The sequence below is a fragment of the Methanobrevibacter millerae genome (assembly GCF_001477655.1).
GTDB lineage: Archaea > Methanobacteriota > Methanobacteria > Methanobacteriales > Methanobacteriaceae > Methanocatella > Methanocatella millerae_A.
In genome coordinates, this window is the sequence record NZ_CP011266.1 from 2,164,596 (window position 1) to 2,189,797 (window position 25,202).

Sequence of the window (25,202 nt, forward strand, 5' to 3'; positions counted from 1 at the left end):
TACAGAAAAATAATTTATTATCAGAGTTTGTCCAATAATTCAATTTTTTAAAATTTTGATTTGATTATGTTGGATTGATTGTTTGGGGTTCGAGGTGCATTTTTACACTTGAAATTGCACTTCGAAGTTATTTTTTTCAAAAAATGGGTGTTTTTTGATTGCTTTTTGGTGAAAAGGGTGATTGATTATTTAAGTTTTGAGATAGTGGGTGTTGTTTTTAATTGTTTGTTTTTTTGTTTAAATGAGTGTTGCATTTAATTTTTCATGTATTTTTTGTATGTTATGTGATTGAGCGTAGTGTTAGTTCTTTTTCTGCATTTTTTATACCGTTTCGGTTTAGTTTTTGGAAATTACGTGCATTTCTGAGTAATCCGAAGTGTGCTTCGTTTAGATTTGCTCTTTTTTTGTAGTATGCTTTTCCTTCAGTTGTTTGGTAATCTGCTTTCATTTTCCATCTTAAGTCGTTTGCGTGTTCAAAAATTTCTTTTACTCTGCTTTTTGTGCATTGATTTTTTACAGGACAAGTTTTACATTTGTTTGTAGAGTATACTCTCATTAATTCGCCGTTTAGTTTTCTATTATTTTTGTAGTGTAAGTGTTCACCCATGGGGCAGGTGAATGAGTCCGTTTTCCAATTATATGTAAAATTTACTTTGTGATATGGTTTTTCTCTATTCTTAGATCTGTTTTTGCTGCTTTCGTTTCGATCAGGAATTATTAATCTTATATCATTGTCATATGCATATTTTATTATATTATCGTCCATATATCCGTTATCTGCAACTAATACTTTGGGATTAATCCCATTTGTATTTTTATTTCATATAACATTTCAAATAGTTCTTTGGAGTCTGTTGGATTCTGTGTTAGATATTGGCCTACGACCATTCCATTTTAGCTGTCGACTGCTACCTGATAATTGTAATTAAAACCAATATTTTCTTTTTTATCCATCATCCACCTTGATTCAGGGTCAGTTAAACTAATAGTATGTTTTCCATCATAATTAGCTTTTAAAACATTCAATAAATCAATAACATAACACACATTATCAACACTAATTAAAGCAGTTTTAAGAAGAATCAAAGCATTTTTATTCAAATTATCATTTATTTCATTAATTAAATGATGTATATCTTCTTGTTTTTTATTTTCATTAAATTTTTGTGTATTTTGTACCAAATACTGTTTTTACACCAGTTTCCACCATAATCCAAAATTAAATTTTGCAAAAATTCAATTTCTTCAATTTTGATTACACGAAAATTATTAGAATTCGCTTTTACAATGGTTCCATCAACTGCAACACACTCACCATCAATTAAACCCAAATTAATACCTAAAATAATTGTATAATGGAAAAAAGCATTAATTAATAAACGATTATCTTGCAAAAACCTATGAATTGTTGATTTTTTAGGTTTCTTACATTTAGGATATAATTAACAGATTCATCATTGTTATTAATCCAATTAGCCAATTTTCTACTACTAAAACGATTATTATAAACACCATAAACATAAAATCCCAATAATTCATCAGAATAATATTCTTTTGGCCTTCCTTCATCATTATAATCATTTTTAAATAATAATGGAAAATCACGTTTAAAATTACTGACTAACTTTTTAACTGTAAATACAATATTATCATTATTCAAATTCTGTCCAGAGAAAGCATAAGTAAAAATTGCCTGTTCACAAGTTGCATTATCATAAACTAAACTCATAAATATCAAAACACCCAATCATTAAAAACAAAACCAAAACATTTAAGTGTCACAAAATACATAAAAGTAGAATGTGGGAATTGTTTTAGTTTTGTTGTGCTAATTAACTATCTATCTTCCCACATATTTATAATTAACTACTTTTTAAATAATTACAACTAAAATGAGTACTTAATCAAGCAAATATTTAATAAAAAAATAAAAAATTAGAAAAAATATTTATTGGACAGTTTCTACCAATGTATTTTTTTTCAATTATACAACAATTTTAGGGATTACTTTAAGTTTGATTGATGGTGAATGCATGCTGCTGATTGGAACTCTCATAATAAATTTTAAATATTAGTTTTAATAATGTATTAATGTTATTATTAATTATTGTTACTTTTGGTGAGTTATATGAAAAAAGATTTATCATTAGATAGTTCTTCTAGGGAAAAATTATTATCTGAAATTGATACAAATTCTAAAATTTTAGAAATTGGTCCTTTAAATAATCCTATGTTCAATAAAAAAGATGCTAATGTTAGTTATGCTGATATTAATAGTACTGAAGATATAAAAAAAGAATATTCTTTCCTTGGTCAACAAGATTTAGTCGATTCAATTGTACCTATTGATTTTGTAATTGAAGATTCTTATGAAAATACTTTTAAAAATACAGATATTCGATTTGATTATGTAGTTTCATCTCATGTCTTAGAACATATTCCTAATCCAATAGATCATTTATTAGATGTTAGTAAAATATTGAATTCAGGAGGTAAAGTTTGTTTTTTACTTCCAGATAAAGAATTTACATTTGATTATTATAGGGAAACTTCCTCAGTTGCTGATTTGTATGATGTTTATGTGAGGGGTGAAGCTAATAATACTCCTAGATTTTTACTTGATAATAAATTATTTCAAATTAATGAAAATTATGCTCCTGATTTTTGGGATAATGGTGCTAGTTCATATCCTAATCCAGATGTTGAGTCTATTTTGGATGAATATTTCAGTTTTATTGATGATTTCGATAATAATTATTTTTCCGGTCATTATTGGGTATTTACAGACCAATCGTTTTTACGGATATTAGGAAGTTTGTATATGTTAAACTTAATTCCATATAAACTTTTTTCATTTTATCCTACATCATATAATAGTAATACTTTTGGTTTAATTCTTGAATTAGATTATTCTATTCAAAATGACTCTGAACTTAGAAAAAATCAAATACATGAAATTTATGATATTCATAATCGCATAGGACAATTACGTTTTGAAAAAAAAGCAAATTCAATAATTCAAGAAAATATTCAATTAAAAGAAAAAATTAATAAAATTACTGATTTATTAAAATAACTTTTGATAGTGGAGATACAATAAATAATTTTTTTATATTTCTTCATTGTTATAAAGTTAAAACATTTTTCTGACTTTTCCATTTATTATTCTTTGAACATGAAGAAACCATGCCAAATTTAAGCAAATACCAAGTTATTTGTTTATTTTTCATAAATAAAGATTTTTAATCTTTATTTTTGATTTTGAAATATTATATTTCGTTTTAGTTCGAATTAAATCTCTTCTGCATATTTGTTTTTAAACACCACGTTTACTCCTAAATATTCATTTTCTAGATTTTGGCATGGTTGAAAAGCATTTTCAATTTTATTGCTAGTTTTTTCTATTTTATTATATTTAAATGAAAAATAAAGTTTTTATATCTTGAAGAGCTTGATTTTCTAATAATTTTATAAATAATTGGATGAAATTCTTTTTCACGATAAATTAAAGACTGAAATTCTTTATTTGAATCTTCATAATTTTCTAAATCAAATAAATATTTAATCATTTTTAATTGTCTGTAGTATTCTTCGTATTTTTCATCCGAAATATGGCATTTATCTTTAAAATCATTCAATTGCTTATTTAAACTTTTTTAGTATGAAAAATACATAATTGATGTTTAAAACCTAATTTTGGAATAATTAAAGAATATTTTTTATCTAAATCTGTGGTGATTGCAATTTTATTTTTATTTGCTGTTGATTCTTTTAAAAATTTTGTAATAGTCGTTTCATCTTCAGTATCATGAATAACATCGGCTACAATATAATTAAAAATCTAATCTAGAAGCATATGGCGATATTTCCAATTTCCATTGATTTTTATCCATTCAACATCAAAGACATAATATCCCGAGCAACGTCCCAAATCAAATTTTAAAATATTTTCATTAACAAAAAGCCAATTTTCTATAGTTTGGTGTGAAACACTGATTCCAAAAAACTTTTTAAATGATTTACAAACATTTTTTTAAATTTTTAAGATAAACTGAATTAAAAGTTCCGATTCACTTTTCAATTCATTGGTAAAATTGCTATTTTTATCAACAAGACTTGTTAAATCAGTTTGAAAGGTTTTACCACAACGTTACAATTATAACACTGAACTTTAATATGAGTCCGAATAATTTCCTTAAAAACTAATTTTCTATCTGTAAAACCATATTTAACAACATAATAACTTCCACAATGCAGACATCTAGCTAAACTCATTTTAAAATATAGAACATCTTTTTTAAAACTTAAATAAAATGATTTAAAAACTTTTTGACAAGAATTCATTAATTTCACAAAACGATAATCAGAAAGGACAAATCCATCATCAGAAACACAAAATATATATTGTTTAACATCCAAAATACTATTTAGAGTAATTATTTTTTGATTAGACATAATAAAAACTTTTAATTCAACTTTTTATTAAATTTAACTATTTTTAAAAAGAATTAAAAAATCAAAACATAATTCCATCAAAAATTTCTAATCAACAAAGTTTTTGAAAGAGTCTTAAAAACTTAAATAAATAAATATTTGTATTTAAAATCATATTTATACATATGTTCTTAGATTAGACATTTCATTTATTTTAAATGAACTAGAATCTAAAAAAGAACTGCGAAACTACTTTAAATTTCTGAAATTTTAACAGCAGATTAAGTTTACAAAATTTTTTCACAACATCCCAAAAACCTTTAAAAGAATTAAATAGAATATTAAATAATCAAAATAGAATTAGAAGAAGAAAAAAAGATATTTATTGTTTATACAAGACCAATTGGGCAAAGTTGAAAATTTTATGGGTTGAGGTATTTTGTGAGTAGGTTCTGCCAGAGATTGTTTGTTTGGATTTCTATTTCCTGTTGAAATATAACTTCTTCGTACCATTTTATTTCATTTAAGTCTAAAAATATGTCAATGCCTTGTGAGGTTATGAATCTTCTTTTATAGTATTCTTCCATTGTGTATTTGTAAAATCCTTCTATCAAATTGTTTGTTTTTGGAATTTTAGTATTTTCCATGTAATTAAATAGTTTGTCTTTGTCTTTTTCGAAATATTCTAAGTAATTGCTAATATCTTTGGGTAAATATTGTATTCTGTTGTATAATGTGTTGAATTTTCTATTTGACTGTGATATTGTGTCTGTTTAGAATATTTCTGAGATTTTTGTGCTGCATTTTTCATATAACTTATGTTGTTGTTTTAGTTTTTTGATGTCTTTTCTGTATTTTTTTGTTTTTGTTGTTAGATTCTTTTATTTTGTTTAAGGACGTGTTTCTTTTTTTATCCTTTTTTGAGGGCCTTTCGATTTGTCCTTTTCCTTTTAATTTTTCTTTGTTTATTCTTTTGGTATTTTTTGTTTTTAAATATTCTAAAGTGCCTTGTTTTCTTTTGATTTTGCGTTGTTGTTTCCAGGTGAATGTTTTTTGGTTCATTATTTTGTGGAAAACGCATAAGTGTTGTTCGACCCCTAATTCTTTTAATATATTGGGATATGCATTGACTCAGTCTGTTACAATTACTTCTTTTTTTAAATCAAGTAATATTAATGGATGTCTGGTATTGGGTGTTGTGGGGGTCGCTATAAACTGATACATCTTTTATTGAATATTTGATGAATATTTTTACAATATCTGAAGTGAATTCTTCATTTGGTATTTTTAAGTCATTGATTATAACCCGAGTATTTGCGTCTATTTAAGATAATTGTGTGTATTTTTGATTTTTATTTCCTATGAACTCTTCATCGAATCAACTCACTCCAGAACATTCTAGTTTTGTTTAATTTAATAGATTTAGAATGCCTTTTCATTTTGCTTGTGAATACTGTGAATATTTATTCTTTTTGTGTAAATAAACAGTTGATCTGTGTATTTTTTAATTTCCCATTGTTTTTGTAAGAGTTTGGCCTTATTTTTATATGATGTGTGTTCTATTGAATCAATATTGAGTATTAAATCCATTATGTAGATAGTGTAGTTGCAATGTCTCTCAACAATGCCATTTAAAGGTGTTGTTAGTGTTTTTCAACATTCACAGCATTTGTATCTTTGTTTATAAATTGGAAAGATCTTATTCATCTTCCAGAGCTTAATTTCATGTTTATGAAGCTTTCCACCACAAGGACAAGTCCTATCAGCCATATCATAGATAATTTTAACTTCTCAGGGCATAATAAATAATAAAAATAGTGCAATGATTGAAGGAACTTCTTGTGACAAGTAAATTTTTTCATATTTAAACCAAACAAAAGAATTAAATATCTTTTCGGCATAAACTTTATCTGTAGGAGTTTTATTTCGTTTCATAATATAATATATGCTCCTACAACCTATTTAAAACTTATTTAAGACCTAAAATTACTCATTTTTAACTATGCCAGATTATTATATCGAGCAATTAATATATTTGCCTTCATAAAAAGCGTTGTTTTAAAATTAAAAGAGGCATTATTAAATTAAAGGTATCCAAAACTTTATTAATAAAATCTGCCAAATATTGCATCAAATGACCTATAAATTTACAATTATTTATTGTTTTTCATATAAACATATAAAATAACTTAAATTGTTATAATATTAGTTTTAAATTAGTAATATCGTGTTTTAAAAAATATAAACACATAAAATTTTCAACTTTGCCCCAATTGACTTGTATTTTAATTTAACAGGAAAAAAACAAAAGAACATCCCAAAACATTAAATTTAAAATGGAGTTATTCATCATCTAAAGAATTTTATTGGATTTAACGCCACAGTTATCATTAATTACAATAGTATGAACAATGTTTCTATTTTAATCCATTCTGGAACACCAAATGATGCGAAACTTTTTGATAGAATAAGAAAAAACGTACAAAAAAGACGAATCATGCAAAAAAAGATACCATAATTTTTGATAAAGAATATTGCAGTTATAAAACTACTAATTAAGAATAAGCATATTTTTATGAGCCTTAATTATATCACAAGAATTTTGCTCAAAAACAGCCATACAACAATTATCGGAGAACTAAAAAATTCAGACACCTAACATTTTAATTAATAAATGTAAAAAAAATTACAAAAACCATGACAGTAATAATTAAATAATATTTAATAATAATATATAAATTAATACAAAATTAAAGAATGAATATTAACAAATAATTTATGTCAACACTCATTACATTAAAAAAAAATATTTGAAAATATTGAACATCAAAAGAAAATTTTTTCAATTTTTCATTTCACAATATTTTTTATTTTTTCTAATAAAGAATTTACATTATTTTCTATAATTTTACTCTTATCCATTTTTACATCAAGAGTACCCTGTTTTTTTGCAACCAAACATGCATCACACCAAGGTTTAGAATAATTTTCATTATTTATCGAAACATGAAGAATATCAAAATTTACATAATTAGCCAAACCCCTCATCCCATCTTCATAAAATCTATAGCAATCTACATCCTCAATCCCATGTTTTGGCCCACCACTTGGAGCAATAATACAACAAAAACCACCCGGTTTTAAAATTCTACTTATTTCACCCATTGTTAACCAAAAAAAACCTAAATGTTCAAACAATTGACCACAAATAACCACATCATAAGATTCATCAGCAATTTCCTGAATATTATATATATCGGCAGTAATAATATCAACATTTTTTCCTTTTCTAAAATCCAATCCATCATAAGACCAGTTAGGTTCATTAAAAATAGATTTATAGTTATAATTATTACCACTAGTATCTAATGAACCAATATCCAAAATATTTAAATAATTTCTTTTATCCAAAAAATTATTTTTAAACCAATTCATTTTATCATGACTACTTTTATGCATAATAACACCAAATAATTATTTTTTTGCTATCAAAATACTATCAAACCATGGTGAAGATTCTTCATTAACATTTGTATATACTTCCAAAATTGTTAAATCAACATACTTAGCTATTTCTTTCATACCATCAGAGGTGAATCTAAAACAATCTAAAGGATTTTTATGTACTGGACCAGAACTTGGAGCTATAATACAACAGTACCCTTCATTTTTTAGTATTCTTGATACTTCACCCATTGCTCTCCAAAAAAATTCCATATGTTCAAAAGCTTGTCCTGAAATAACAACATCAAAAGTTTCATTAGGTATTTCCTTCCAATTATATAAATCTGAAACAATTAAATCAACATTAGGACCCTCTTTTAAATCCATTCCAATATACTCCCAATTATCATTATCAAATATACTTCGATAGTTGAATGATGTTCCGCTCGAATCATATGATCCAATATCCAAAATCTTTAATACATCATTATTATTCAGATAGTTATTTTTAAATTTTTTCATCGACAAAAAAGAACTTCTATGCATTGATTCACCATTTAATATTTTATATATACATATATAATATTCGATGAATATAATATTTGCTTTTTAAGAGTCTGTAAAATTAGGCTTCTTTCAAATTATTTTTTTACACTTGAAATTTCACATCACTAAAAATTCATTCTAATTTGTTAGTGTAAAAAATTTAACTGATAATTTCATTTTTACCTGTTTTTTGAGGACATTTCTTTCAATCCATTTTAAGTCATCGAGTTTGATTTGTGTTACTGCTCCTGCGTATGTTCGGTAAATTCTTTTTATTTTTCCAGGAAATGTTACTTTGAACAGTAATTCAACAAGATTGTTTGTTTTTGGTATTTTTTTGTCTTTTGTGTATTTTAGTGCCTTATTTATTTTTTTAGAGAGTGTTTTGATGAAATTTTTTATAATTGGTGGTAATTCTTCTAATTTATCATATAATTGATTAAAGTATTTCATTGCTGTTTTAAAGGATTTTGCACGGAATATTTTCTTTATGGTTCCCTTATATTCTAGGTGTTCTTTGATTTTGGCTTTATATTCTCTTATTTTTTCTTTATTCTCACCTATTTCTCTTTTTAGTTTTTTTCTTTTTTCGAGGTTGTTTATTGCTTTTTTGTCAGATTTTTTAGGTCTTCCTCTTTTTAAGGGCATTTCGTTTTTTAATTCTTCTATTTTTGCTTCTTTTTTCTCATTTGCTTTTGTTAGTGATTCTATGCGTCTTTTTTTAGTGTTGATGTATGGATTTAGTTTTACCATTAGGTTTTGCATGATATGGAATGTGCAGAGTTGGTGTTTTGCATCCAAACTTTCTATTATTTCTGGATATGAACGATAACCATCAGTAATGATAGTTTCTAATTTTATTCCTCCTGTAGATTCTTTTAAGAATTTTTCAATATATTCTTTGCTGAATTGTTCTTTGCAAATTAAGTTCATCATTGATTATCATCTTAGTATGAATCTCAATTAAGGCTAATCTCACATAGATTTTCTTATTAATCTTTATGAATTCTTCATCATAGAATAATAACCACTTGATTTTATATTTAGTTTTTTAATTTGTTTAGTATTTCTTGTTTTTTATTATGGATGTATTGTGGTGATAATTCTTTTTCATGAAGATATATGCTTTGTCCGGAGATATTGAGGTTAAACTGTTCGTTTACCATTTCAGTTTTTGATTCGTATGATGAGCATGTAATTTTCGTACACATTAATCCCTGTTCTTTGATTTCCCCTGCATAATTACAGTATTTATCAATATAATCAGGCAACATTGTTGTCATGAATTTTTCCTTATTTTTAGAGGGATATTTGTAAGTTTGCTTATAAATTATGAATTTTTTATTTAATTTATATTCAACTAATCCATTTTTAACGTGTGTTCGAGCAAAATCCGGATCATACTCTCTATAATCAAAGTAAATGATAAATAATTTTGTATTCATTATTTCTGAGAATAAATCAACGATTTTGGGCGAAATGGTGTTGCAAATGTAGAGTAAATTTCCCTAACCAAATAAGTAATATTTAAATAAATCTTCAACACAATATATTTCTGTAGGCTGTTTATTTTTTGATTTCATATATAATAATTAGCCTACATTCAATTTAAATGTTCCTATAAACTTTAAATTAAAAAATAATACTTAGATAATTGTAGATAAATCAATAACTCGATATTCATAAAATATACATTGATTTAATTAGTTATGATGGAATATAGTTAATTCTACGAATAATGAGCCATATTTTATGAGTTAATTAAAAATAGATGGTATTTTATTCAAGCAAGGATATCATTTAATTGAAGTAAAATCAAATCATTTTGCCCTTATTTTTTATATAACAATTTAATATTAACTTAATAACATATTTAGTTTTAATAAATAGAATTAAGAAGAAATTAAATTAAATTCATCAGTTAAATTTTTTACACTAACCTAATTTTACTTTAATTTTAAAATTATTAGTTTAAAAATAGTTAAATACTTTAATAAGTGAGGACAAATAATATTTTATGCCCAATATAAATAAATCTATCCTTAATAGTAATTTAGAATTCATACAACTTAAACTTTTTGATTTTTCTAGCGAGAAAATTAATCAAGAAAAAATCATTTCAGAAAGATTAAATAAAGTACCATATTTTGAAAATACTAATTTAAAACTATTTTTAGATAAAAATAACACTTTTAAATAGGATAATTCAATTTATCCCAATTGTAGATCACATAAAATTATTAAAAAAAATACAATAACTAAAAATAAACAAAATATAAATGGAAAAACTACAGAATTTAAAGAACAGCAGCAACGCAAAATGTGGAAAAAAATTTGGAATAAAAAATAATCCATTAATTGAAGAACATGAACAATTTTTACAAGAAATTATGATTAAAATTTCATTAATAATAAAAATCAGATATCAATCACTTCGTAAAATAAGTAAATACTTCGAAATATTCCTTGGAATTCGAATATCACACCAAACAATCAATTGGTCAGACAAAAATCACGAAGAAAGAATCAACAACAAAGAATTCGAATATTCTGACTATTATTTATATGACGAGCAATTAAGGCTTAATGGAGTTAAACACTACAAATTAACTATATATGATGCAATACTCAATATTCTAGTCTCAGAACAAATTGTACGCCACAGAATACCTGAAAATACTAAAAAATTTATTCTAGATTCAACGACAAATAAACCATTTATTTGCTTAACAACCGATTTATTTCCAATGTACCGTAATGTGACATAGGAAATAAAAGTAAAACATCAATTATGCAAATTTCATCTATTTCAAACAATAAATCATAAATTAAAAGTGTATTTTCGACGAAACCAAATAAATGAAAAATCAAAAGACCATATTTACGAAAATGCAAATGAATTGAAAAATTGTTTCAGACAAAATTCAAAACAAGAAACAATCAATCAATTTAACAATATTTACAAAACTACAGAGCAATTCCCGTCGTATTAAAAGATTTCATTAGAAAACACACAATTATGCACTTTCACAGATAAGTAAAACACTTAAATGATGAAAATATAGAAAAAACATCAAATAAAGTAACTTATTCTTAATCTTTATTGCATGTTTAAAAGATTTAAACTTGAAGAACAAAAATTATTCTTGTTTCTATCATTTTAAAAGATTTTTATATTCTTTTACGATTTATTTGAATTTTTATTTGGCATATATATTCAATACCTGTGGGTTTTTCTTCCAATTTCTCTTAAAGACAATCTTCAATCGAAACACACATCAAAATGAGCCCAAGCAATAATTCACAAATATAGTGAAAAAGAGTCCACAAAATTCCCGGATTACTTTCGAACAAATAATTAAATAAACAACATGTTTAATAAAAATAACACAAATAAACTTAGGAATCAAATTCATAAGTTCAATGGATAACATACTCCAATTTATATTATAATCTTTTAAACCAAGAATAAACCCCACAAATATTAATATCAATGCTGAAAAATTATACTTCATAGTATTTAAGATTAAAGAAAAAAAATGACCAAATAAAATTAAAAAATTGTGACTTCATGCCGCATCCTCAAAAAATAAAAAAAAGTCATTTTTTAAATATATTATTAAAAAATCTTTTATTTAAAAGTTCATTATATTTTTTAAGAAGATACTTATTTCTATCTTCCAAAACCATAATTTTATTTGATTCATTTGAACTATTGAATTGATTGTATTTAAATGATACATTTAAATTATTATCTTTTTTTGCTAAAATTTTAACAGAATTATACAATTCTTTATTCAAATTAATATTATTATCAATTTTTTCAAAGTTTTTTTCTAAATCTTTTGAAAACAAAGCCAAATTACTAATTTCATTTTGGATTCTATCAATTTCTTTTAAATAAATATTATTTTCCAAAAATCCCAAATCAACTGAATCATTGCTTAAATTCAATTTATACTCCATTATAGAATTTGAATTCATAATTGCATTAAAACGTTTCAATGCATTATTTCTTTTTATAATACCAACATATGCATCAGTATTTAAAAAATTCATATCCTCAATTGCTAACTTAACCATTTTAAAATAATCTTCAGAATGAGAAGAACTAATATACATTGATAATTGAGTTATTTTAAAAATTGAAAAATCCTCCCTGAATTCATCAAAACAACCCTCATTTTCAAGAAAATTTTCAACATAATCGATAATTTTGAATATATCTGGAGCATTAGATGCAGTGTTATTAACAGAATTTGGATTAGATAACCTGTAATGATAAAAAAATTCTGGAACATAAGAAATTCTTTCTGCCCGAATCATTGATTGAACATGGAATGGTACATCATCAAAAGCAACATTCGTATGAAATCTAAAGTCATTATATTTATCCAAAAATTCTTTTTTATAAAATTTAGTCCAAGGTGCAAATGAACTCAAAAGAACATGCCTTTTTATAGCCCGATAATTAAATGTAAAATTATCAAAATCAACATCATTAAAAATTTTTTCAAATTCAAACCCTGGTTCATCATAATTTATAGGTTCACCATCCCTAAAACTAGCTATTTTAAATATTACAAAATCGGAATTATTTGAAATTGCATTATCATATAATTTTTCTAATGCATTTGGAGTTAAATAATCATCGGGATCAAAAAAGTAAATATAATCCCCTTTAGCATTATCCAATGCTTTATTTCTAGCAGCACCACAACCTTGATTTTCTTGATTGATGATTTTAATTCTATCATCATTCTTTGCAAAATCTTCCAACATTTTTAAAGAGTTATCCTTAGAACCATCATTAACACAAACTAGTTCAATATCTTTTAATGTTTGATTTAATAAACTATTAATTGATTCATCAAGGAATTCTTCTGCGTTATATACTGGAATAATTAAGGAAACTTTAATTTTATTGAAAAAAGAATCACAAGCATTTATAATTAATTCATCATCTTTAAAAACATCATGAACAATATTTTTAATTTCATTTTTATCTTCAGATGAATTCTCAGGAGATTTAAGATAATAAAATAATTGATTTTTATATTGATTAGATAAATTATCAAAACCTGAATTTTGTAATATTTCAAAAACTAACTTAAAGTGTTCAATATAATCATGTTTCTTTCGATGTGTATTTATTTTACCGAAATTATTGCCTGCAGAACGTAATGCATAAAAATCAACAGGAACCGTAGAAAAATTGTCTAATTTAGATAAAATTTCAGCAAAAAATACTGGATCCTGACCTCTAAGTAAATCAGGAAATTTAAAATTATTATCAATTATAAATTCTCTCTTGAAAATATTTTTATAAAAAGAGTAGGGTATACCATAATCTTCAGGTTTTAAAATTTCATGTTTGGAAAATCGCCTAAGATTTTTATTAATTATCAATTCACCATTTAAATCTATAACTTTAAGATTAGCAGAAATCATAGAAGTATCATCTTTAATAGCTACATCATACATTTGTTCTAATGCGGTTTTATCAATAAACATATCATCAGAATCTAAAAATGCAATATACTCACCATTAGTATGTATCATAGCATTATTTCTTGCAATGCCTGAACCTTGATTTTCTTGATTAAAAATTTTAATTTTTTCACCATATTTTGATTTATAATTTTTTAAAATTTTTAAAGAATTATCAGTTGATCCATCATTAATACATATGACCTCCAAATCTGTTAAAGTTTGATTAAATACACTATCTAATGACTCCCGAATCACTTTTTCATCATTATAAACTGGCATTATAACTGAAATTTTAATTTGATTCATAATAATCCTCCTTTACAGATTTTAAAACATCAGGATAATAATCAATAACCTGTTTAAGTTGTAAATCATTTCCACCATCAAAATTTGATGAATATAAAGTTTTTTCATTAATAATATTTAATTCTCTCGCCAAGTTAATATAAGTTAATTGAAACATATTATTTTTCACACATTTTATTTTAGTTTTATTTAAAATAGCCATAGCCCATACCCAAATATCATCAGCAGTAGGACATAATTTTTCAAATAATTCATTATTACAAACATCCTCATGTAAAGAATTCGGTGGAAATAATGATCCCGCACCATTTGTAGAAAGATTAATGAAAGAAGGTTTAGTTTCACCAACATTTAATTCCCAATCATTATAACTTTCAAAAGAGCCCTCCGTATTTAAAGAAACATTTCTTGATCTCTGGCAAATAATATACTTGGGATTTTTTTTATGCTCATCATACAATAATTCTAACCAATTTTTAGGATAAAATAAATCATCATCAGCAGTGACAATCAAATCATTTGGATATTCAGATAATGCTGGAATTAACTTTTTATAGGATTTAACATCTTTACACCACTTAATCTTTAAACCAAACTTTTTAAGATTTAAAACATTCGGAGGAATATCATTTTCACCATTAGGAAATTGATCAGAAGCTAACCACAAAACAACTTCATCAGGTTTAATACTTTGATTAAAAATTGAGAATATGCAATAATGAATATCATATAACCTTTCAGGAAACGAAGTTAATGAAACAATTAATTTTTTATCTCTTTTATGAGTTGTAACACCAAATTCATTAAAATTTTTAATTTTAGCATCCAATAACCGTTTATTAATCGATTTATGATAAGGATATACATCTTTATTTATTAAAACATTACCTTCATCAATACCATATAAAACAAAATAAAGTAATGGATTTAATTTAGAATTAATAATATTAATGTTAGAACTTTCATAAAATTTCCCATCGAATGAAACACTAGGATTTTTACCTTGATTATGGCCTATAGAAAGATAATGTAATAATGGATTAAAATTAAGAGTATAATTATATTTTGACCGATAATATTCATAATCAAATAAATCCCATTTTTCAATTAAATCAATACCTTTAAATAATTCATCAATCGAACAATTTTCAAATAATAATCTCAACATAATCAATTGAGAATTAATATTTATTAAAGCTTTATTAAAATTGTTTAAATTATCATACAATATTGACAAATTATCAAGAGTTTGTTTTTCATTCTTAATAGATATTGCAATTTTACTTGCTTCATGAAAATTTTTATTAGAGATTTCTTTAAATAATGAATTATACTCTTTATGAGGGCGAAGATTATCATTTTTTTCAAATTCAATAAATAAAAAATTGCAATCCTTTAAAAGATTGACACGATCTTCAAATACCAAATCACTATCAATAAATTGACTAATCCAATAATTTAAACGAGAAAGGCCAACATAAGTTAATTCCTCACCAACAGACAATAATAAATCATATAATTCAAAATAAGAATCATATAATCCTTTCAAATATGTTTTATTTCTTTCATAACTAACCGATTTTTCAATAGATGAATTTCGAATAACATACTCAAAAACTGGAAAATCAATGAAAGAAATCCCATGGGCATGTAAAAAATAGTTTGTAGAAAAAACCAAATCTTCACCAGGCACACCAATAGGAAATTGAATATTATTTTCTAATATTACTGATTTTTTATAAATTTTAGACATTATGGCCGGAGGATATATCAAAATTTTAAAATCTTCAAAAACATTATTAAGTTTAAAATCCTTTTCAAAGAAAATATGATTATTCTTTATACCATCATCATTTGTAACATAATAACCAGATACCAAATCCAAATCATTATTATAAATTTCTTGATACAATTTTTCACAAGCATCATGATAAAAAATATCATCCGAATCTAAAAACATTATATAATCAGATGTTGCATTTTGAATACCCACATTACGGGGTTGACCTCCAAATCCACTATTATCATTTAATAAAATACATTTAACATTATCATACTCAAGAGAATATTGTTTTATAATTTGTCTGGAGTTATCAGTCGAATAATCATCAACAAATATCAATTCAATATTTTCAAAACCAATAGATTGTTCTTTAATTGAATTAAATGAATCATGAATATAATTTTCAGAGTTATAAACTGGAATAATTATGGAAATTAAATATTTTTCACCATACATAAAACATCACCTCAATCCACTAATTTTTTTAATGATTTTAGAAATAATACTTTCATTTAGTTGATTTTTTAATTCCAAATTTTCATCCATTAAATAATCATTTTGTTGATTAAGATATTTAATCATGTCATTAAGATGCATCACCTCATCAGACGAATAATGATTAATTAATTTTTTGTTTGATAAACTTTTTTGTTTATAAAAATTCAAATAATATTCCAATTCTTCTGAATAATTGACTAACTGTGAAAAATTATTCTCTAAAATGAACAAATAATCTTTAATTAAATATTTTTCTGAATAAGAAATATCATCCAAATCATCTAATGACACATCACCATTATAATTATCTTGCATTAATTTAAATTCTGCATAATTTTCTGAAATCATAGAATGAATATAAAAAACAAGATAATAAAATGAAATTTTATTCAAGTCATGTGCTGAGATATTTAATGATTTTAAAAATAGTTTAATCTTTTCAAAATATTGTAGTTTAAATTCATCATCTATTTCATTTAATTTACGTTCAAATTCTTTAAAAGTAAATTCTATAAATTCTAATTTAAATTCATCAAAAAAGTTATTCTCCAATAAAAATTCTTTTATACCACACATCACATCATAAAAAACAATAGCTTCACTCGATGATACATATAAAGTTTGAAGTGAATCTTGACCTATCCTATTATAATGATAAAAAATTTTAGGAAAATAGGATATTCTTTTAGCCAACAACATGGATTTAACATGAAATTCAACATCATTATACAATTTATGATAAGGAAATTTAATGTTATTTTCAAAAATAAAAGAACTTTTATAAAATTTAGACCATATAACCCCAAAATATGCATTTAATACTTTATTTTTGACTAATTTATAATCAAATGATAATGATGAAAAATCTTTATTAGAATCCACACCTAAAAAATGAATTAAATCCATTGATTGATTATCTGGTAAATGTCTTACTGCATCAAATAAAACCAAATCAGAATGCAGATTAATGGCTTGATTATATAATTTTTCACAAGTATCCTTTTCAATCCAATCATCAGAATCTAAAAATAAAACAAAATCTCCAGTAACCTTTTCTAACGCCACATTCCTACTGAAACCTGCACCAGAATTTTCTTGATGAAAAATTTTAAATCTTTTATCACCATTCGAAAAATCTTTAAGAATTTTAAAAGAATTATCTGTTGACCCATCATCAATACAGATTATCTCTATATCTGACAATGTTTGGTTTTTAACAGACATTAAGCAATCAGTTAATAAACTCTCAGAATTATAAACTGGAATAATTATTGAAACTTTAGGATTGTTCATTCAAATCACATTAAATAGAGAACCTATCATGTTTTTTATTTCGTATAAATAATTTTTCAATAAAATCTAATTTTTCTTCAACTTTAAAGTTAGATAATAATGAAGAAACTTTATTAAAGTCCAATGTTTCACCAGGTTTTTGAGAATACACATATATTCCACTCACATACTCATCGACATTTTCGGAGTATTCATTTTCAAAGTTACCTACATAATCCTTTGTAAAAAATACTTCTTTTTTTAACAAATTAATTGGATTTCCACCATATAAATTATTAGACTCTAACTTAACATAAGATGGCACATAAGAATAATTATCAATAATAGATCCAGATCCAATATTTACTCCTTTACTCACATAAGACAAATGTCCCAGCCATACATGGTCCCCAATTAAAACACTGCCACTATGATTAACTCTTTTTTTAGTATTTATATCATAAACAATATGTGCATCAGAGGTTCTAATATTTGTACCACTACCGATTATACCTTCATCACCAATAATTAAATTTTGATGCTCTTGAACATTAATATTAATTGGAGGAGTCAAATTGTTATCCCTACCTATAAAAACAACAGAATTTTGAAAAATATGTAAATTAAAAGAGTAATTACTATTAGTACTTGATAAATAGATTAAAGAGTTGCTGCCCCCAAATAATATTGAGCAATCAACTAAATTCACATTATTTTCACAATATAATACATTTCCAGAACCGTGAAATGTAATTTTTGAACTAGACATATTAGGGTTTCCAGTAATCCTATTCTCTTTTAAAGATGAAAAATCATCAATACTTCTTACAATTTCCATAATAAACACTTCTTTTAATCATAAGCTCGACATTCCAATATTGTATCTGCAATAAATGTCCAAGGTTGTTCTTTAGATAAAATAAATTTATATCCCAAATCCAAATGATCAATCCAAGGTTTTATATCAAAAAAATCATCAACACTATGATAAATACTCAAAAATAAAATTGGCTTTTGAGTTTTTAATGTATTAATTGCTCCTTTAAGGAGATTTTTTTCTTCACCTTCAACATCTACCTTAATAAGACCAACATTTAAATTATTTTCTTCAACATAAGAATCAATCGTCATTGATTGAATTGAAAAAGAATTATCAAATTTTCGCCTATTTGAATCAGACGTTATTCCCTGATAATTATCTCCAGAGACATATAACTCCATTTCACCATTCTTATCACTTAATGAAGCTTGAACCGGTACAATATTAGTTATATTATTCAGTTTAATATTTTGAACCAGTTTTTCATAAGATTCTTGAAATGGTTCAAAAGCATAAACATTACTTGAAGTTAAATTTGATAAAGATATTGAGGAATCTCCAGTATAAGCACCAGCATCAATTATATCCTTATCTTTTAAGAATTCTTTATCTTTATCATTAAACGGGTCATTAGCAAAACAATGAATATTGAAATTATTATCAACAAATTCATAATCCAATATCTTATTTTCTGACATGCATTCTAATTCAAATTGAGAAAATCTATTTTGTTCTTCAACTTCAAAATTATTGAATAAAGTATCCCTTTTCATAAAATTAACAGCGATAGCACGTAAATATGCAAATCTAAAATAATTTTGTGATTCTTTAGGTAAATCTTTTATCATTTCAGATAATTTATCCCCAAAATCTTCTCGATAAAAATAATCTATATAATCCCAATCACAAAAACTTCCGGCATTTTTCTTAATCCTATTCTGATAAGAAATAAATTTAATTCTTTCTTTAAGTTCTTTATTTTCTTCTAGAAGCTTTTCATAATTTTCTTTATAAAAATTATATTGATTACTTTTAGATAATAATTTATTTTTAAAATTCATAATTTTATAATAGCCTCATAAACTCGCTTACAATTATTTTTATCATTAAACATATAAAAATTATCCACTCTTTTATTATATATCTCTTTCATATTACAATCAGTTTTCAAATATTCTTCAATTATATCAATTAATTCATCTTCATCTTTTGTAACTTCACCAAACCCCATTGTTTCATAGTTAAAATACCTGTTTTTAAAATTATAATCATCCCCATATTGATAGTAAACAATAGGCTTCTTATTATATGAAAAATCAAATGCTACACTTGAATAGTCTGTGATTAGTATAGAAGAATTATTGAATAATTCTTGATAGCGTGTTGATTCATCAAAAATAACTTCTTCTTTTTTATTAAATAAATCAATGAATTCATAAACTTTAGGATGAGGTTTGAAAATAATTTTATATCCATATTCTTTAGCTAAATTAACTAACTTTTCATTATTAATTAACGAATTAATTTTTTTAAAATACTCTGATTTATTAATTTGACTTTTATAAGTATATGATAAATTTTCTCTCCAAGAAGGCATTATTAAAATTTGTTTCTTATCTGAAATATTCTCCAAACCATCAAATCTTGGAAAGCCCAATACTTGAACAACACCATCATTATAATTATACTTATATTGATAGAATGAATTTCGTTCTATCTCCGAAACAGTTACTAAAAGTTCAATGTTTTTATCATATTTTTTTAGCCACATAGATATATCATCTTTAGTAACTCCATGCTGTAAGAATATTTTACCTGAATTTATCAACCCAGAATAATATTTAATATTTTTACCCCAAAATGGATTTAAAATATTTTCATCAGGATGGGATGAAATAATTTTATCTGCAAATAAATATATTAAACGTTGTTTAATAGAATAAAACGGAACAATATTATCCAAATTTTTTAATCTATTAAAATCATTTGAATCCTCACAAATAGTATAATACTTTTTAATTCGATCATTTTGTTTAATAGAATATTTATAAAGATGTTCTGCATTATCATCAGCCTGATGGCGTCTATCCATAAATAACCAAATTTTTTTATTTCTATAAAATGGGAACAATAACAGATATAAAAATCTAAAAATCAATGCAGAAGTCCAATAAGGACCTTTTTTAATGAAAATATTTTTTAAAACAGGAATTTCTGATTTAATCATGTTAAAATAATGATATCTTTTAATCACAAATCCTTTTCCATAGTATTTAATTAAATAATTATCCCAAATTGAATAGTTACTTACTTTAGACATTCTAGCATGACTTAAGAAATCCATTTCTAAATTGACAAAAACATCTTCTGATGAAGAATACTTAACATATAACCCAATAACAGATTGTTTATCTTCGGACAAGGGTACTTCAAAATCGAAATTAATAATTGATTCGGAAAATTCATCGGAAATACGATCTGAATACTCAATACATTTAGATGAATATTCAAAAATCTCATCATTAATTTCTTTAGTTAATACTATCTCAATTTTATTTTTATCAAAAAATGATTTGAACATTCCTGAAATATACAGAGTATTTCTTTTTATTTCAATTATATCTAACCAGAATTTATGTATAGATAAACGGTCAAGCAATATATCTCCAACATATATTACAACATCCCCATCTTCAATTTTTGTTGAAGTTTCAGAATCATATTTTGATTTTAAAAGATAGTTTTTAACATTTAATGTAACATTGCGATGTTTAAGAATTATTTCATCATCCAGAAACTTGGCAATATATTTAAGATTATTATAAAATTCCTCAGATTCATTATTCTTAGCTAATAACAATTGAACATTATTAGAATAAAATATCCACTGAATATCATAAATAATCATGTATTGAATAAACTTTGGGACAAGAGAATATTTTTCAAGAGAATAATTTATTAAATTAATAAAATAATTTTTTAGGCGATTATTATAAAAGTTTATACTCTTATTTGAAGTATCAATTGTAGAAGATTCATCGAAACGTTTTCTATAATTATATGCTCCTTTTTTAACAACACCATAAGCCATTTTTTCTAAAAGAATTTTATTTACCATTATTGAATCTTCAGAACTAACTAGATTAGTATCAAATTCAAACTTGTCAAAAAGTTCTGATTTAAAAAAGGCAGAAGATGCTGAAAGTTGAGGATAACACCAAAATTTATTCAAATCAACTACTTTATCTGTTTTATATTTATAATTTAACTTGTGATCTCCTTTTTGCCTTTCAAAAAATCTAATTGGAATAGAAACCAAATCTATATCATCAAAATGTTTTTCAAAAAAAGGAAAAACATATTCTAATGTATCTGCCCTCAATGTATCATCAGAATCTAAAAAATTTACGTATTTACCATTTATGTGTTTTAATCCTAAATTACGTGCACTGGCTTGGCCTTGATTTTCTTGATAGAAATATTTGATATTATCGGGATAATTATTCACATAATTAAGACAGATTTCAGAGGTTTTATCAGTGCTTCCATCATCGACTAAAATAAGTTCAACATTACTTTCAAAACCAAAACTTTGATTGATTACGGATTCGATAGCATCAGAAATATAATTTTCAACATTGTAACAGGCCATTACAATAGAAAACAATTTATATTTATCATTAATCACAAAATCGTCATAGTCAACTGAATTAATTAATAAATTTACACGATGCTTTATTTTTAAACTTAAATTATCTTTAATTTCATTATCTTGCAATAATTGAATTAACAATTCTTTAAGAGAATAAAAAAAAGATTTTCTATATTTATTTGAAGTTTGTGAATAACGCCACAACATTAAATGTATAAACCTGTTAGATACATTAACTTTATAGTCATGCCAATTGTTTGTTTCAATGAATTTTTCTATGATTAACTTAAAAATAGGCACTATATCAGAATAATCTTTATATTCTGTTTTTTCAACGGTAGAACCTTCACGATTGATTCTATAATAATATAATGTTTCATCAACAATAGAAACTTTATTTGCTTTAAGATATACATCATAAAAAAAAACTTCATCCTCAAAAATTAGATTTTCAGCAAATTTAATATTATGCTTTTTAATAAAAGAATTTTTATATAGTTTATTATATGGAGTTACTGAAATTTCACAGGTAAACTCCATTGTATCTTTATGGGAAAAAACATCTCTTTCAAAATCTTTGAAAATTCCTAAAGAATAATACCATAAACTATCATTAATTTCATTTGTTAATTCATCATATGATGCTACTTTACACATCACCAAATCAAGATTAGACTTTTTAGAAGAATTATATAATTTTTCAAGCATATCCTCTTTGATAAAATCATCACTATCAACAAAAGCAATATACTCACCAATTGCCTTATCAATACCAATATTTCGAGCAATACCCTGTCCTTCATTATCTTTATCAATAATTTTAATACGATTATCAATTTTTTGATAATTTTTAAGAATTTCTAATGAATTATCTGCAGACCCATCATTAATACATATAATTTCAATATTGCTTAATGTTTGATTAAGAACACTATCTAAACATTTTGGTAAAAATAATTCTGTATTATAAACAGGAATAATAACAGAAACTGCAATTGAATTCATTACTTACTATTTTATATGTATAAGTATTTAAAAGATAGGATTTAATCGACTCTTTCAAAAACTTTGTTGATTTGAAATTTTTTTATGAAATTTAGTTTTGAATTTTTAATTTTGTTTAAAAATAGTTAAATTTAATTAATAGGTGGAGTAAAAGTTCTTATTATGCCTAACCAAAAAACAAATACTCCAAATAGTATTTTAGATGTTAAACAATATATATTTTGCGATTCTAATGATGGATTTGTACTTTCAGATCCCCGTTTTGTGAAAATTTTTAAATCCTGCCAAAAGGCTCTGAAATCTTTTGATTTGAGTTTTAAGAAGGATATTCCTTATTTTAAAATGATTTTAGCTCGATGTCCATATTGTGGTACTCGTCATGACAAATTTGAAAATTTTATGGGTTTATATTTTTTAAAACAGGATATTACTAATTTAAAACTAATATTATAACAATTTAAGTTATTTTATAAGTTTATATGAAAAACAATAAATAATTGTAAATTTATAGGTCATTTGATGCAATATTTGGCAGATTTTATTAATAAAGTTTTGGATACCTTTAATTTAATAATGCCTCTTTTAATTTTAAAACAACGCTTTTTATGAAGGCAAATATATTAATTGCTCGATATAATAATCTGGCATAGTTAAAAATGAGTAATTTTAGGTCTTAAATAAGTTTTAAATAGGTTGTAGGAGCATATATTATATTATGAAACGAAATAAAACTCCTACAGATAAAGTTTATGCCGAAAAGATATTTAATTCATTTGTTTGGTTTAAATATGAAAAAATTTACTTGTCACAAGAAGTTCCTTCAATCATTGCACTATTTTTATTATTTATTATGCCCTGAGAAGTTAAAATTATCTATGATATGGCTGATAGGACTTGTCCTTGTGGTGGAAAGCTTCATAAACATGAAATTAAGCTCTGGAAGATGAATAAGATCTTTCCAATTTATAAACAAAGATACAAATGCTGTGAATGTTGAAAAACACTAACAACACCTTTAAATGGCATTGTTGAGAGACATTGCAACTACACTACCTACATAATGGATTTAATACTCAATATTGATTCAATAGAACACACATCATATAAAAATAAAGCCAAACTCTTACAAAAACAATGGAAATTAAAAATACACAGATCAACCGTTTATTTACACAAAAAGAATAAATATTCACAGTATTCACAAGCAAAATGAAAAGGCATTCTAAATCTATTAAATAAAACAAAACTAGAATGTTCTGGAGTGTACTGCTACGATGAAGAGTTCATAGGAAATAAAAATCAAAAATACACACAATTATCTTTAATAGATGCAAATACTCGTGTTATAATCAATGACTTAAAAATACCAAATGAAGAATTCACTTCTGATTTTGTAAAAATATTCATCAAATATTCACTAAAAGATCTATCAGTCTACAGCGACCCCCACAACACCCAATACCAGACATCCATTATTATTACCTGATTTAAAAAAAGAAGTAATCGTAACAGACTGAAACAATGCATATCCCAATATATTAAAAGAATTAGGAGTCGAACAACACTTATGCGTTTTCCACAAAATAATGAACCAAAAAACATTCACCTGGAAACAACAACGCAAAATCAAAAGAAAACAAGGCACTTTAGAATATTTAAAAACAAAAAATACCAAAAGAATAAACAAAGAAAAATTAAAAGGAAAAGGACAAATCGAAAGGCCCTCAAAAAAGGATAAAAAAAGAAACACGTCCTTAAACAAAATAAAAGAATCTAACAACAAAAACAAAAAAATACAGAAAAGACATCAAAAAACTAAAACAACAACATAAGTTATATGAAAAATGCAGCACAAAAATCTCAGAAATATTCTAAACAGACACAATATCACAGTCAAATAGAAAATTCAACACATTATACAACAGAATACAATATTTACCCAAAGATAT

The 25,202-nt window shown here is 24.5% G+C and carries 23 protein-coding genes and 3 pseudogenes; 8 read left to right on the top strand and 18 right to left on the bottom strand.

What is annotated here, in order from left to right; all coding sequences use genetic code 11:
* Positions 1-280 precede the first annotated feature (280 nt).
* From SM9_RS09715 to SM9_RS12215, 4 genes are all read right to left on the bottom strand, one after another.
* Positions 281-607: a transposase gene (locus SM9_RS09715; RefSeq protein ID WP_198144374.1), complete on the bottom strand. Its 327-nt coding sequence runs from the start codon at positions 605-607 to the stop codon at positions 281-283.
* Positions 608-894: 287 nt separating this feature from the next.
* Positions 895-1,101, bottom strand: a complete 207-nt coding sequence (locus tag SM9_RS09720) for a hypothetical protein (protein WP_157064726.1) — start codon at positions 1,099-1,101, stop codon at positions 895-897.
* Positions 1,102-1,121: 20 nt separating this feature from the next.
* Positions 1,122-1,331: a hypothetical protein gene (locus SM9_RS12210; RefSeq protein WP_198144376.1), complete on the bottom strand. Its 210-nt coding sequence runs from the start codon at positions 1,329-1,331 to the stop codon at positions 1,122-1,124.
* Positions 1,332-1,372: 41 nt separating this feature from the next.
* A complete protein-coding gene (locus SM9_RS12215) occupies positions 1,373-1,729 on the bottom strand; it encodes a hypothetical protein (protein ID WP_058739957.1) in 357 nt (118 codons plus the stop codon).
* Positions 1,730-2,128: 399 nt separating this feature from the next.
* Here SM9_RS12215 and SM9_RS09735 point away from each other — a divergent pair, with 399 nt between their 5' ends.
* Positions 2,129-3,076 carry a methyltransferase domain-containing protein gene (locus SM9_RS09735; RefSeq protein ID WP_058739958.1) on the top strand — a complete coding sequence of 316 codons (948 nt, stop codon included), beginning with the start codon at positions 2,129-2,131 and terminating at the stop codon, positions 3,074-3,076.
* Positions 3,077-3,401: 325 nt separating this feature from the next.
* Here the strand turns inward: SM9_RS09735 and SM9_RS09740 are convergent, their stop codons facing one another.
* Complete coding sequence (locus SM9_RS09740) at positions 3,402-3,638, bottom strand: hypothetical protein (protein WP_232299123.1); 237 nt, start codon at positions 3,636-3,638, stop codon at positions 3,402-3,404.
* A gap of 933 nt (positions 3,639-4,571) precedes the next feature.
* On the opposite strand from SM9_RS09740, the pseudogene SM9_RS12075 reads away from it, so the two are divergent.
* A pseudogene (locus SM9_RS12075) lies at positions 4,572-4,839 on the top strand (IS5/IS1182 family transposase); the annotation flags it as partial.
* Between the two features lie 17 nt (positions 4,840-4,856).
* On the opposite strand, the gene SM9_RS09750 reads toward SM9_RS12075, so the two are convergent.
* From SM9_RS09750 to SM9_RS12080, 3 genes are all read right to left on the bottom strand, one after another.
* Entirely contained in the window at positions 4,857-5,081 is a 225-nt protein-coding gene (locus SM9_RS09750) for a hypothetical protein (protein ID WP_058739959.1), read from the bottom strand.
* Positions 5,082-5,250: 169 nt separating this feature from the next.
* Positions 5,251-5,496 (bottom strand): hypothetical protein, encoded by a 246-nt coding sequence (locus SM9_RS09755; RefSeq protein ID WP_058739960.1) that lies wholly within the window; start codon positions 5,494-5,496, stop codon positions 5,251-5,253.
* A 729-nt stretch (positions 5,497-6,225) separates the two neighbouring features.
* A complete protein-coding gene (locus tag SM9_RS12080; protein WP_157064727.1) occupies positions 6,226-6,369 on the bottom strand; it encodes a hypothetical protein in 144 nt (47 codons plus the stop codon).
* 334 nt (positions 6,370-6,703) lie between these two features.
* Here SM9_RS12080 and SM9_RS11775 point away from each other — a divergent pair.
* Positions 6,704-6,981 (top strand): annotated as a pseudogene (locus SM9_RS11775) (transposase); the annotation flags it as partial.
* A gap of 303 nt (positions 6,982-7,284) precedes the next feature.
* Here the strand turns inward: SM9_RS11775 and SM9_RS09760 are convergent.
* The 4 genes from SM9_RS09760 to SM9_RS09775 form a co-directional block, all read right to left on the bottom strand.
* Positions 7,285-7,893 (bottom strand): methyltransferase domain-containing protein, encoded by a 609-nt coding sequence (locus SM9_RS09760; protein ID WP_058739961.1) that lies wholly within the window; start codon positions 7,891-7,893, stop codon positions 7,285-7,287.
* 15 nt (positions 7,894-7,908) lie between these two features.
* Entirely contained in the window at positions 7,909-8,424 is a 516-nt protein-coding gene (locus tag SM9_RS09765; RefSeq protein ID WP_058739962.1) for a class I SAM-dependent methyltransferase, read from the bottom strand.
* A 138-nt stretch (positions 8,425-8,562) separates the two neighbouring features.
* Positions 8,563-9,360, bottom strand: coding sequence for a transposase (locus tag SM9_RS09770; protein WP_058739963.1), 798 nt, complete (start codon positions 9,358-9,360; stop codon positions 8,563-8,565).
* A 107-nt stretch (positions 9,361-9,467) separates the two neighbouring features.
* Positions 9,468-9,869 carry a hypothetical protein gene (locus SM9_RS09775; RefSeq protein WP_058739964.1) on the bottom strand — a complete coding sequence of 134 codons (402 nt, stop codon included), beginning with the start codon at positions 9,867-9,869 and terminating at the stop codon, positions 9,468-9,470.
* Positions 9,870-10,441: 572 nt separating this feature from the next.
* Between SM9_RS09775 and SM9_RS11780 the strand changes: the two are divergent.
* Positions 10,442-11,458: pseudogene (locus tag SM9_RS11780) on the top strand (ISNCY-like element ISM1 family transposase); the annotation flags it as partial.
* A 566-nt stretch (positions 11,459-12,024) separates the two neighbouring features.
* Here the strand turns inward: SM9_RS11780 and SM9_RS09790 are convergent.
* From SM9_RS09790 to SM9_RS09815, 6 genes are read right to left on the bottom strand one after another with little or no spacing between them, the layout of a single operon-like run.
* Positions 12,025-14,223: a glycosyltransferase family 2 protein gene (locus SM9_RS09790; RefSeq protein ID WP_058739965.1), complete on the bottom strand. Its 2,199-nt coding sequence runs from the start codon at positions 14,221-14,223 to the stop codon at positions 12,025-12,027.
* A complete protein-coding gene (locus tag SM9_RS09795; RefSeq protein ID WP_058739966.1) occupies positions 14,210-16,462 on the bottom strand; it encodes a glycosyltransferase family 2 protein in 2,253 nt (750 codons plus the stop codon). Before SM9_RS09795 ends, SM9_RS09790 begins: the two co-directional genes overlap by 14 nt.
* 6 nt (positions 16,463-16,468) lie before the next feature.
* Positions 16,469-17,797: a glycosyltransferase family 2 protein gene (locus tag SM9_RS09800; protein WP_058739967.1), complete on the bottom strand. Its 1,329-nt coding sequence runs from the start codon at positions 17,795-17,797 to the stop codon at positions 16,469-16,471.
* A gap of 10 nt (positions 17,798-17,807) precedes the next feature.
* On the bottom strand, positions 17,808-18,614 hold the full coding sequence (locus tag SM9_RS09805) for an LbetaH domain-containing protein (RefSeq protein ID WP_058739968.1): 807 nt from the start codon (positions 18,612-18,614) through the stop codon (positions 17,808-17,810).
* Between the two features lie 14 nt (positions 18,615-18,628).
* Positions 18,629-19,657: an FkbM family methyltransferase gene (locus SM9_RS09810; RefSeq protein WP_058739969.1), complete on the bottom strand. Its 1,029-nt coding sequence runs from the start codon at positions 19,655-19,657 to the stop codon at positions 18,629-18,631.
* Positions 19,654-23,253, bottom strand: a complete 3,600-nt coding sequence (locus SM9_RS09815; RefSeq protein ID WP_058739970.1) for a bifunctional glycosyltransferase/CDP-glycerol:glycerophosphate glycerophosphotransferase — start codon at positions 23,251-23,253, stop codon at positions 19,654-19,656. The genes SM9_RS09810 and SM9_RS09815 overlap by 4 nt, the downstream gene beginning before the upstream one ends.
* 162 nt (positions 23,254-23,415) lie before the next feature.
* Between SM9_RS09815 and SM9_RS12225 the strand changes: the two genes are divergently transcribed.
* The 4 genes from SM9_RS12225 to SM9_RS09825 all read left to right on the top strand — a co-directional run bounded on the left by SM9_RS12225 (position 23,416) and on the right by SM9_RS09825 (position 25,085).
* Entirely contained in the window at positions 23,416-23,706 is a 291-nt protein-coding gene (locus tag SM9_RS12225) for a hypothetical protein (RefSeq protein ID WP_058739971.1), read from the top strand.
* A gap of 262 nt (positions 23,707-23,968) precedes the next feature.
* Entirely contained in the window at positions 23,969-24,112 is a 144-nt protein-coding gene (locus SM9_RS12085) for a hypothetical protein (protein ID WP_157064727.1), read from the top strand.
* A 402-nt stretch (positions 24,113-24,514) separates the two neighbouring features.
* Positions 24,515-24,739 (top strand): hypothetical protein, encoded by a 225-nt coding sequence (locus SM9_RS12090; RefSeq protein ID WP_157064728.1) that lies wholly within the window; start codon positions 24,515-24,517, stop codon positions 24,737-24,739.
* 100 nt (positions 24,740-24,839) lie between these two features.
* Positions 24,840-25,085 (top strand): hypothetical protein, encoded by a 246-nt coding sequence (locus SM9_RS09825; RefSeq protein ID WP_058739960.1) that lies wholly within the window; start codon positions 24,840-24,842, stop codon positions 25,083-25,085.
* The last annotated feature ends 117 nt before the right edge of the window (positions 25,086-25,202 follow it).

What these genes read in the sequence shown, in the direction of transcription:
- SM9_RS09715 (WP_198144374.1), bottom strand. Translation starts at nt 607, where the DNA reads ATGGGTGAACACTTACACTACAAAAATAATAGAAAACTAAACGGCGAA.
- SM9_RS12215 (WP_058739957.1), bottom strand. Translation starts at nt 1,729, where the DNA reads ATGAGTTTAGTTTATGATAATGCAACTTGTGAACAGGCAATTTTTACT.
- SM9_RS09735 (WP_058739958.1), top strand. Translation starts at nt 2,129, where the DNA reads ATGAAAAAAGATTTATCATTAGATAGTTCTTCTAGGGAAAAATTATTA.
- SM9_RS09750 (WP_058739959.1), bottom strand. Translation starts at nt 5,081, where the DNA reads ATGGAAAATACTAAAATTCCAAAAACAAACAATTTGATAGAAGGATTT.
- SM9_RS09755 (WP_058739960.1), bottom strand. Translation starts at nt 5,496, where the DNA reads ATGAACCAAAAAACATTCACCTGGAAACAACAACGCAAAATCAAAAGA.
- SM9_RS12080 (WP_157064727.1), bottom strand. Translation starts at nt 6,369, where the DNA reads ATGAAACGAAATAAAACTCCTACAGATAAAGTTTATGCCGAAAAGATA.
- SM9_RS09760 (WP_058739961.1), bottom strand. Translation starts at nt 7,893, where the DNA reads ATGCATAAAAGTAGTCATGATAAAATGAATTGGTTTAAAAATAATTTT.
- SM9_RS09765 (WP_058739962.1), bottom strand. Translation starts at nt 8,424, where the DNA reads ATGCATAGAAGTTCTTTTTTGTCGATGAAAAAATTTAAAAATAACTAT.
- SM9_RS09770 (WP_058739963.1), bottom strand. Translation starts at nt 9,360, where the DNA reads ATGATGAACTTAATTTGCAAAGAACAATTCAGCAAAGAATATATTGAA.
- SM9_RS09775 (WP_058739964.1), bottom strand. Translation starts at nt 9,869, where the DNA reads ATGAATACAAAATTATTTATCATTTACTTTGATTATAGAGAGTATGAT.
- SM9_RS09790 (WP_058739965.1), bottom strand. Translation starts at nt 14,223, where the DNA reads ATGAATCAAATTAAAATTTCAGTTATAATGCCAGTTTATAATGATGAA.
- SM9_RS09795 (WP_058739966.1), bottom strand. Translation starts at nt 16,462, where the DNA reads ATGTATGGTGAAAAATATTTAATTTCCATAATTATTCCAGTTTATAAC.
- SM9_RS09800 (WP_058739967.1), bottom strand. Translation starts at nt 17,797, where the DNA reads ATGAACAATCCTAAAGTTTCAATAATTATTCCAGTTTATAATTCTGAG.
- SM9_RS09805 (WP_058739968.1), bottom strand. Translation starts at nt 18,614, where the DNA reads ATGGAAATTGTAAGAAGTATTGATGATTTTTCATCTTTAAAAGAGAAT.
- SM9_RS09810 (WP_058739969.1), bottom strand. Translation starts at nt 19,657, where the DNA reads ATGAATTTTAAAAATAAATTATTATCTAAAAGTAATCAATATAATTTT.
- SM9_RS09815 (WP_058739970.1), bottom strand. Translation starts at nt 23,253, where the DNA reads ATGAATTCAATTGCAGTTTCTGTTATTATTCCTGTTTATAATACAGAA.
- SM9_RS12225 (WP_058739971.1), top strand. Translation starts at nt 23,416, where the DNA reads ATGCCTAACCAAAAAACAAATACTCCAAATAGTATTTTAGATGTTAAA.
- SM9_RS12085 (WP_157064727.1), top strand. Translation starts at nt 23,969, where the DNA reads ATGAAACGAAATAAAACTCCTACAGATAAAGTTTATGCCGAAAAGATA.
- SM9_RS09825 (WP_058739960.1), top strand. Translation starts at nt 24,840, where the DNA reads ATGAACCAAAAAACATTCACCTGGAAACAACAACGCAAAATCAAAAGA.